A 3,686-nucleotide genomic window follows, 5' to 3' on the forward strand; every position below is an offset into this window, starting at 1 on the left:
AGCGAACAAATGCTCTTGCCAGAATCAACCCCCTGGCAAGCCAGACTAGATAAGCTAAATCAACATAAAGATTCTCTGAAGAGATTGAATACTGACGGGGTGACAAGGAAGCCTGAAATCCCCATGATAAGCGAAGTCTAGCAAAATGTGGTCAAAAAAAGTTGCCATTATAAGTAGGGAGGCACAATTATTTGTAGGATGGGTTAGCAGTAGCCTAACATGATCGGGCGTTGGGTTTCATGCTTCAACCCAACCTACGTTCTAGGGTTGATTCAAGGTAGGGTTGATTCATGAATCAACCCTACCCCGACTGATTACTGTTTACTGTTCACTGAAAATACTTCCCACTTCCTAACTCATAATTGATACTCCTTTTTCTATTGCGCTAATATTCTGACTAGCTCTGCTTTCTTCATCTTGCTTAAACCAACGATTCCTTTTTCTTTGGCTAGAGTCTTTAATTCAGAAACAGTCTTGAGTTTGAGAGTTTCTTCTGAAAACTCCTCAATCACTGCATCTTGAGGAGTGAGATAAAAGAGAGTTTTGAGTAAATCTAATCCCTTCCCTTTTGTAATTCCACACTTGAGGGCAACAATTGAATCTAAACTCTTCCAGAATTGACGGGGAGCTTCATCAATCCTAGCAGTAGCAGTGGCTAATTTAACTGTTTTTAGGGGGCTATTCGGTTGTTCAATCAAGAACTGTAAAGCAGATTTAATTTCTTCTCTTGAAGCTGTTGACAAATTTAGTTTTGGGGTTTCTTCTCTTGCCAAAACTCTGGATATATTCCTAGCATCTTCTGTTCCATCGGCAATAATACACCAAATTCTTTCTAGTCCAGCCCTTTCAGCCACAGCATAAACAAATGAGTTGCCGATAACTTCATAGCGATCCTCTGATAGTTCTTTCACGATTACAGGCAGCCAATTGCGTCCACCTGTCTGCTGTAATAGTTTAGCAGTAGCTTCAATTAAAAAACTATCAGCATCGGTTCCATTAGTAATTTCTATTTCATCTAGGTATAGATACTTTAAAGTACCAATATCGGTATATTCCATCATTGTAAAAAATACTCCTTTGCTAAGTCTTTGTAATAGTCATGAGCGGAACGATGTTTATAAACGGCCGGCACGCGAGCGAAGGCAGCACTGGCTATAATAGCGTATTCTGGCAGGTGATGAATATGTAAATCTTTTTTGGCATCAGTGTATCTGGGATAAAAATAAGGTAAAAGGGTTTTGTCATTTTCTAGTATTTGATCAATTTCTTTTTGGGCAAGCTCTAACTGTGGTTGAGTAATCTTCTCACCGTTGAAAAAAATTGGTAAGGCTATGGGAGTCCCATCTTTTTTAAAATTTTGCATTTGCGGCAGAAACTCCTTGATGGCAGTGGCTGCATTATTAAGGGAGAATGAATTGTTATGTTTTGTGGGTAAGAGGACAACATCGGCAGCATAAACAGCCAGCTGGCTAGGAAATCGCCAATTGGGAGCTGCATCTATAAAGATGTAATCATATTCATATCTAGCTAAGTCTAATTTTCTATGGAGAGTGAATATTTTCATTTGAGAATTATACTGAAATTCCGGATACTCTGCCATTTTAGGATCAGCAGGAACAACATCGAAAGTAATTTTTAATTTTTTAGTCTGAAAAATGTAGATATAGGGACGAATCACTGATTTTAGATCAATATTGCGGTCAGTTAAAGCCTTTTCTAGTAGGCCATCTTCTGGGTTTATATTTAGGAGAGAGCTAGTTAAATCTCGTTGATTAAAATCAAAGTCTAAAACTAGAACTTTTTTACCTAAAAAAGCAAGAATAGCCGCAAGATTTATGGTTGTGGTGGTTTTGCCTACACCGCCTTTATTATTGTAAACAGTAACCGTTAATGCTTTGGGAGTCTTGTCAATTTTTGTCTTGATCCGAGCTACAGTCTCATCAATGTTCTCAGGAGTTATTGCTATGCAAGTAGTGGCAGGAAAAATGATTTTACCATGTTTTCTAAATAACTGGATGTGTGAACCGTTAGTGATAATTCCCCATTGGGCTGCTTGACAGTTATTCCCTAATAACTGACGCTTTAACTTATCGACAGTTGCCTTATAACCTGGACTATTTTCAGTTAAGTTAGTATATCTATCTTTTAACTCTATCAGCAGAAAAGGATTACTCTTTGTCTGCAAAAAAATATCGTTTTCTAGGTTTCTCCGAGTGGCAAAGTCGGTAATCCCACCGCCTCCCGTGTCGTACTCTGGAATTCTCTCCGTGGTTGAAAATCCTAAATATGATATCAGGTAAGGTGCAAAGTTGGTGCTAACGATCGCTTCCGACGCATCTTGAGGCAAATGCTGAAGATAAGATTTGAGACTTGTTACTCTGGGGGTGTTATCTTTCATTTCAGTTCACAAACTATAGACTAAAGTTAATGAATTACTGTTTTTTTGAGTATAACACCCCATCTCCTCAACCCCTAACCCATTATGGAAAAATTAACTAATCTCGATCGCATTGCTGAAGAAATTTTAGGTTTAATTCCAACAGAAACGGTTATCATTGCCCTATTTGACGGTGATAGTATTGATTATCGGGCGGGTGCAGGTAAAAACACCGGGGCAATTGTCGGCAAAAGGGGAGATATTGCCACGTCGGGATTGTGTACGGTGGTTTACCAGGGTAGTTGTCCGGTGGTGGTGGGACAAACCCTAGGAGATAATCGCATTCGTCAGGATATAGCGGTGGCTTTGGGGATAAAAACGGCTTTAGCTGTGCCAATTAGGATTAATAATCGGTTATTTGGTGCAGTAATGCTGTTAAACCGTCTCGATGGTCAGGAATTGACCGATCGAGATAGTTTATTAGTGGAGGAATATCTGAACTCGCTACTCAGAAATGAGGGATAGAAGGGGTTGGGTAATCCAGTTGAATGCTACGGCGATTTGATGGTTAAGGGTGGGCAGACGGTAGAGATAGACTAAGCGACGGGTAAGATGGGCAAGGGGACCGGCTAATTGTAGTCCTAAACCGCTAATCGTAGCTTCATCGATGCCGAGGGTCAACATTTCGCCTAAAGGTTGATAACGGAAGGGTAAAGCTGGTTTATCGTGGAAACTCGCCCAAATATTCCAAGCGCAGTAGTCGGACTGTTGAAGGGCCACTTGGGCCGTGGCAGCATAGGGTTTATCCTCTTGGTGGCGACCATCGGCCGCATCGCTGATCGCGTAGATCCCAGAGTTTTCGACAGTACCCAGTAACGGGGCGGCGGAAATTCTCTTAATCCCTTCTACAGCACAGGTTATGGCTTTTTGTCAACGGGGAAGTCCAGATATAAGATGAACGTAGGTTGGGTTGAAGCATGAAACCCAACGCCCGATCATGTTACGCTACCGCTAACCCATCCTACAAATAATTGTGCCTCCCTACTTAATACTAAATCTGGTTATTAAAAACTGATTATTTATTCCCCCTTTTGCATGAGTGCCTCTTGCATGAGTGCCTGTCTTTATAAGTAGCATAATGCTCAACGGATTTAGTATCAATTAATGTCTGTGAGTTGGCAAAATAGAAAAAGATAGCCTGGTTGTGTCTTATACCAAATTTCAAAAACTATGGCATACTTATAGAAAAGATGATTAAGTGGATAAATTAGCGATGCCAGTCGTACCCAAAATTGATATTGTTGAGTCA

The 3,686-nt window shown here is 40.4% G+C and carries 3 protein-coding genes and 1 pseudogene; 1 reads left to right on the plus strand and 3 read right to left on the minus strand.

Translation table 11 applies throughout. From position 1 onward, the window contains the following. Positions 1–377: 377 nt before the first annotated feature. Both PX482_RS26115 and PX482_RS26120 read right to left on the minus strand, forming a co-directional pair. Entirely contained in the window at positions 378–1,061 is a 684-nt protein-coding gene (locus tag PX482_RS26115) for a Rho termination factor N-terminal domain-containing protein (protein WP_002758822.1), read from the minus strand. Continuing rightward, on the minus strand, positions 1,058–2,398 hold the full coding sequence (locus PX482_RS26120) for a ParA family protein (protein ID WP_002758821.1): 1,341 nt from the start codon (positions 2,396–2,398) through the stop codon (positions 1,058–1,060). Before PX482_RS26120 ends, PX482_RS26115 begins: the two co-directional genes overlap by 4 nt. Positions 2,399–2,482: 84 nt before the next feature. Here PX482_RS26120 and PX482_RS26125 point away from each other — a divergent pair, with 84 nt between their 5' ends. After that, positions 2,483–2,902, plus strand: a complete 420-nt coding sequence (locus PX482_RS26125; RefSeq protein ID WP_288123213.1) for a GAF domain-containing protein — start codon at positions 2,483–2,485, stop codon at positions 2,900–2,902. On the opposite strand, the pseudogene PX482_RS26130 reads toward PX482_RS26125, so the two are convergent. Further along, positions 2,882–3,250, minus strand: a pseudogene (locus tag PX482_RS26130) (NAD(P)/FAD-dependent oxidoreductase); the annotation flags it as partial. The gene PX482_RS26125 and the pseudogene PX482_RS26130 overlap by 21 nt on opposite strands. Positions 3,251–3,686 lie beyond the last annotated feature (436 nt).

The organism is Microcystis sp. M53602_WE12, assembly GCF_030065455.1.
In the GTDB taxonomy this organism is placed as follows: Bacteria; Cyanobacteriota; Cyanobacteriia; order Cyanobacteriales; family Microcystaceae; genus Microcystis; species Microcystis aeruginosa.

Bases quoted from the DNA above. Each gene is read 5' to 3' on its own strand.
- PX482_RS26120 (WP_002758821.1), bottom strand. From the start codon at position 2,398: ATGAAAGATAACACCCCCAGAGTAACAAGTCTCAAATCTTATCTTCAG.
- PX482_RS26125 (WP_288123213.1), top strand. From the start codon at position 2,483: ATGGAAAAATTAACTAATCTCGATCGCATTGCTGAAGAAATTTTAGGT.
- PX482_RS26115 (WP_002758822.1), bottom strand. From the start codon at position 1,061: ATGATGGAATATACCGATATTGGTACTTTAAAGTATCTATACCTAGAT.